This window comes from Waterburya sp., from assembly GCF_058530065.1.
In genome coordinates this window covers 1-4,566 of sequence record NZ_JBZNBU010000313.1, presented here as the reverse complement: position 1 = coordinate 4,566, position 4,566 = coordinate 1, and the positions used below count along the sequence as shown (strand labels likewise).

The 4,566-nt window shown below is 40.3% G+C and carries 8 protein-coding genes; 4 read left to right on the top strand and 4 right to left on the bottom strand.

Going from position 1 to position 4,566, the window contains the following annotated elements:
* Positions 1-208: 208 nt before the first annotated feature.
* Together AC33VI_RS18600 and AC33VI_RS18595 are read left to right on the top strand one after the other, a co-directional pair.
* Positions 209-427: a transposase gene (locus AC33VI_RS18600; protein WP_491783754.1), complete on the top strand. Its 219-nt coding sequence runs from the start codon at positions 209-211 to the stop codon at positions 425-427.
* A gap of 41 nt (positions 428-468) precedes the next feature.
* Positions 469-714, top strand: coding sequence for a hypothetical protein (locus AC33VI_RS18595; protein ID WP_491783753.1), 246 nt, complete (start codon positions 469-471; stop codon positions 712-714).
* A 50-nt stretch (positions 715-764) separates the two neighbouring features.
* Here AC33VI_RS18595 and AC33VI_RS18590 read toward each other — a convergent pair whose 3' ends face one another.
* Genes AC33VI_RS18590 through AC33VI_RS18580 form a run of 3 tightly spaced genes read right to left on the bottom strand, consistent with a single transcriptional unit; the run spans position 765 to position 1,877 of the window.
* Positions 765-1,064 carry a hypothetical protein gene (locus AC33VI_RS18590; RefSeq protein WP_491783752.1) on the bottom strand — a complete coding sequence of 100 codons (300 nt, stop codon included), beginning with the start codon at positions 1,062-1,064 and terminating at the stop codon, positions 765-767.
* Between the two features lie 43 nt (positions 1,065-1,107).
* Positions 1,108-1,665, bottom strand: a complete 558-nt coding sequence (locus tag AC33VI_RS18585) for an ImmA/IrrE family metallo-endopeptidase (RefSeq protein WP_491783751.1) — start codon at positions 1,663-1,665, stop codon at positions 1,108-1,110.
* Positions 1,666-1,670: 5 nt separating this feature from the next.
* On the bottom strand, positions 1,671-1,877 hold the full coding sequence (locus AC33VI_RS18580; RefSeq protein WP_491783750.1) for a hypothetical protein: 207 nt from the start codon (positions 1,875-1,877) through the stop codon (positions 1,671-1,673).
* A 307-nt stretch (positions 1,878-2,184) separates the two neighbouring features.
* Here AC33VI_RS18580 and AC33VI_RS18575 point away from each other — a divergent pair, with 307 nt between their 5' ends.
* On the top strand, positions 2,185-2,856 hold the full coding sequence (locus AC33VI_RS18575; protein WP_491783749.1) for an SDR family oxidoreductase: 672 nt from the start codon (positions 2,185-2,187) through the stop codon (positions 2,854-2,856).
* Positions 2,857-2,918: 62 nt separating this feature from the next.
* Positions 2,919-3,656 carry a succinate dehydrogenase/fumarate reductase iron-sulfur subunit gene (locus AC33VI_RS18570; RefSeq protein ID WP_491783748.1) on the top strand — a complete coding sequence of 246 codons (738 nt, stop codon included), beginning with the start codon at positions 2,919-2,921 and terminating at the stop codon, positions 3,654-3,656.
* Between the two features lie 128 nt (positions 3,657-3,784).
* Here AC33VI_RS18570 and AC33VI_RS18565 read toward each other — a convergent pair.
* Positions 3,785-4,566, bottom strand: a 782-nt coding sequence (locus AC33VI_RS18565; protein ID WP_491783747.1) for a photosynthetic reaction center family protein, incomplete at its 5' end; no start/stop codon positions are given.

Here is a 4,566-nt window from a genome sequence, read left to right as displayed (position 1 = left end):
TGCTCTAGAATATTTAAGGCACTTGAAAGTGGAGGGCGTGTCGCCTGTGGTTTCCCAGGCGTTTATACCGCCCGTCCGAGTCGCTCTACATCTCCGCCATAAATGGACGGAGTTTTGAGCCTCCCGCGCTATCCTATAATCAGATGGATCGCTCGTTGCGTTACTTAATGAATTGCTATAATTTTATAGATATTTATTATTTCAATTTATGAATTGTCCTAAATGTGGTTCAAATAACATTAAAAACTTTGGAAAAACTAGAGCAGGTACTCAAAGGTATCGCTGTAACGAATGTCTAAAAACTTGGTCTGATAACCCGAAGCGCGGTCAACCAACTATAGGGCTTGTGGCTATGACTAACGCTGAGAAACAAAAAGCTTATCGAGAAAGGAAAAAGAAACAAAATAATAGTTCACAGTTACCTTAAGTGTTGCTAAAATAAATATATTCACTTCAATAATTTAAACAATGACCGATAGATTAGACCGTATAGAAAAGCTCGTGGAATCTAACGCTAAGTCAATCCAAGCGTTAGGCGATGAAATAGCAGAAATGAAGCGCGATCGCGATACCATGTATCAGTTAATGTCTGAGCTTACTACTAAGCAAATATCGACTTATACCATTATGAAAAATCTCGACGATCGCCAGTCTCAACTTGCCAACCAGCAACAACAGCTAATCGACATTATCAAAAGTATGAACGAGAAATAATTACTAGTTACTAATTACTAATTACTAAGCTCCGCAGTTAATACATTTAGCTAAAAAACGAACGTTATGGCGATCGCATCCTCTTTTATCCTTAAACTGCCAATTACAATTCCGCAATCTTCTATTGCTTCATGACTAACTTTGTCTCCGTAGAGATATATTGGAATCTCTGTATTTTGAGGAAAATCAGTAGTTAGACTGGGAAAACAAATTAAATTAGCAAGATTGCTATTTATAACCTCTGCTGGTTTTTGAATTAATTCTAGATTGTCTGGATTAGCAATTAGATTGACATTAAGCGATCTCAATTTTATTGACGACAATGGAATTTGTTTTTTACAAGGGTGCATTTTTACCTCTGTATATTTGTCTGGAATTACTATTCAAAATAATTCATTCCAATGATTTAAGGCGATTAGTAAGGTTTGAGATTGTTACTCCAAACTCATCAGCCATTGCGTATAAATGTCTCCAATTAGTTAAATCTCTATTGTGTTGTGCTTCTAGTAATTTGTATTTTGGCATCAACAAACAGCTAGCAAAATATTGAGCTTGCCATTCTATTCCTTTGGCATATTGCACGCTACGGCAAAGAAAAGGCTCGACTTCTATCTTGAATCCGCTAGCTACGCGATCGTCTATGTGTAATACCCAGTGTCCAATTTCGTGAGCGATGGTAGATTGTCCAAATCCTCCCTGTAGCGCAGGAATATCTTCATTGATATAAACTAGTTTTTTGACGGGAACAATCATTGCAGCTATGTCACCCAAGCGATCGCCAGGAATATTTTTCCAGACAATATCTAACTCTAAGTAGTCGGCTATTCCTTCTGCTACAGATTCTGCGGTTAAACGGCGACGACGGTTTTGTTCTACCAAACAGCGGAGATTAGTAGCGATGATTTCTATTTCCTGTTTGGGATAAAAACGGTAGGGTTTAATTACATTCAACTTGGCTATTCTTCCTCCAATTGATCTTGATTTGCTTGCTCGAAGATTTTCTGGGCAAATTGGGGATTGTCTCGCAGCCTGCGGAGTAATACTGGCATATCTTGATATTCTTTGAATAAATCTTGGAAGATCTCAGTGTCTTCGGGATTTATTCTTCCTGCTAGACGAATTAGTAATGTGAAGTCAAAACTATGTCGCAATCTGAGTACCATCAAGCTTTACTCTACTTTAAGTATTTCAAAATTCAAAATATCTTCAGCTTAGCCTAACCCTCTTCTGTCACTTTCCGAAGCACAGGATAGGCAACGCCTTCATGAACTATTCCCAAAAGAAGAATATTAAATGTTGAGTGTGGTTACTTTTAATCAAACCCTCTTCCTACAACCTTTTGCAAGCACTACCTCTTTTTTGTCCCGTACAGAGTGCGATCGCATAACAAACTGCATTTAACGTTAACTTGTCACAAATAGGTTCTGATAAGCTTTAAATTAGAAACCCATACTATTAAGTTAAGTAAGAATGCCAGGTAAAACTTATTTAATTACAGGAACAAATCGAGGTATTGGTTTAGAATATTGTCGCCAGTTACAACAACTAGGAGATCGAGTCATTGCCGTCTGTCGATCGCCTTCTGAAGAATTAACCTCTTTAGGAGTGCAAGTAGAAGCAGGAATAGACCTCACTTCAGAGTTAGCAGTTAAGGAGCTAGTAGCAAGGCTAGATGGTAAGAAAATTGATGTTTTGATTAATAATGCAGCAATTGTCGAACGGATCGGTTTAGATAATCTAGATTTTGCTAGTATTCGCCGTCAATTTGAGGTTAATGCGATCGCACCACTCCAGTTGACAGCAGCCCTTTTACCCAATCTAACCAATGGGTCTAAAGTTATTTTAATGACTAGCAGAATGGGTTCGATTGACGATAATACTTCTGGAGGATCTTATGGCTATCGAATGTCTAAAGTTGCTCTTTCTATGGCGGGTAAATCTTTATCTGTTGACTTAAAAAAGCGAGGCATCGCCGTAGCAATATTACATCCAGGTTTGGTACAGACTCGTATGACTAATTTTAATCCTGGAGGAATTACTCCTGAAACTTCCGTCAAAGGTTTGCTAGCTCGTATAAAACAGTTGAATTTGAGCAATACTGGAACATTTTGGCACGCCAATGGTGAGATTTTACCCTGGTAGAAGTAGATAAAATAATTAAACAGAGTATCAATCAAGCAAATAATATAGTATCGATCTTAGTAATGCAAATTAACTTAAAAGTCTGGCGACAGAAAGATTCTCAAACTAAAGGAAGATTGGAAGAATACACCGTCAGCGATGCCCATCCCAGTATGTCTTTTATCGAATTATTAGATCTGCTCAACGAACAATTAATCAAAAGCGATCGCGAACCTATTGCCTTTGACAGCGATTGTGGGGAAGGTATCTGCGGCTCTTGTGGCATGATGGTCAATGGATTGGCTCATGGGGCACAAAAGCAAACTGCTGTATGTCAGCTACATTTGAGAAGTTTTCAAGATGGAGATACTATTACGGTAGAACCCTGGCGTGCTAAAGCTTTCCCTATTATTAAAGATCTGGTAGTTGATCGCTCGGCTTTTGATCGCATTATGGCGGCAGGAGGCTATATTTCCGTTAATACAGGGGCTGCACCCGATGCTAATTCTTTACCCATAGCCAAGAAAAACGGCGATCGCGCGTTTGATTACGCTGCTTGTATTGGTTGCGGTGCTTGCGTTGCTGCCTGTCCTAATGCTTCAGCATCTTTATTTACCGCAGCAAAGATTTCCCATCTTTCTTTACTTCCTCAAGGAGATCCCGAACGCCAAGCAAGAGTTTTAAGCATGACTGAACAAATGACCGCAGAAGGCTTTGGAGACTGTTCCAATCACGGAGAATGTACGGCAGTATGTCCCAAGGGTATCTCTTTAGATGCTATTTCTAATATGCGTCGCGAATATATTAAAGCATTTTTCTAAAAACAAGCAACAAAAAACGCCCCCCGATGTTACGAGGAGCGTTTTTTAAAATTCTACTCACAAGGTGTAAGCAAACTTACCTAACTCGAGCATTCCCTTGCGCCTTTCGGCGGCGCGGGGTCTCTCGTCTAACCATTGATGGAAGGAGCAGTTAAAGCTACAGGAGCTTGTTCGCCACTTGCCAAGTCTAGAGGGAAGTTGTGTGCGTTACGCTCGTGCATTACTTCAAAACCAAGGTTAGCTCGGTTTAAGATGTCTGCCCAAGTGTTGACTACACGTCCTTGAGAATCCATGATTGATTGGTTGAAGTTGAATCCGTTGAGGTTGAATGCCATGGTGGAAATACCCATTGCAGTAAACCAGATTCCGATTACGGGCCATGCACCTAAGAAGAAGTGCAAGGAACGAGAGTTGTTGAAAGATGCGTATTGGAAGATCAAACGACCGAAGTAGCCGTGTGCTGCTACGATGTTGTAGGTTTCTTCTTCTTGTCCGAATTTGTAACCGTAGTTTTGAGATTCGGATTCAGTAGTTTCACGTACTAAGGATGAAGTTACCAAAGAACCGTGCATCGCAGAGAATAAAGATCCACCGAATACACCTGCTACTCCCAACATGTGGAAGGGGTGCATTAAGATGTTGTGCTCAGCTTGGAAGACCAACATGAAGTTGAATGTTCCAGAGATTCCTAGAGGCATACCATCGGAGAAGGAACCTTGTCCTAGAGGGTAAATTAAGAATACTGCTGTAGCTGCGGATACGGGAGCAGAGTATGCTACACAGATCCAAGGACGCATACCTAAACGGTAAGATAATTCCCACTGACGACCGAGGTAAGAGAATACACCGATCAAGAAGTGGAAGATAATCAATTGGTAAGGACCACCGTTGTATAACCACTCATCTAGAG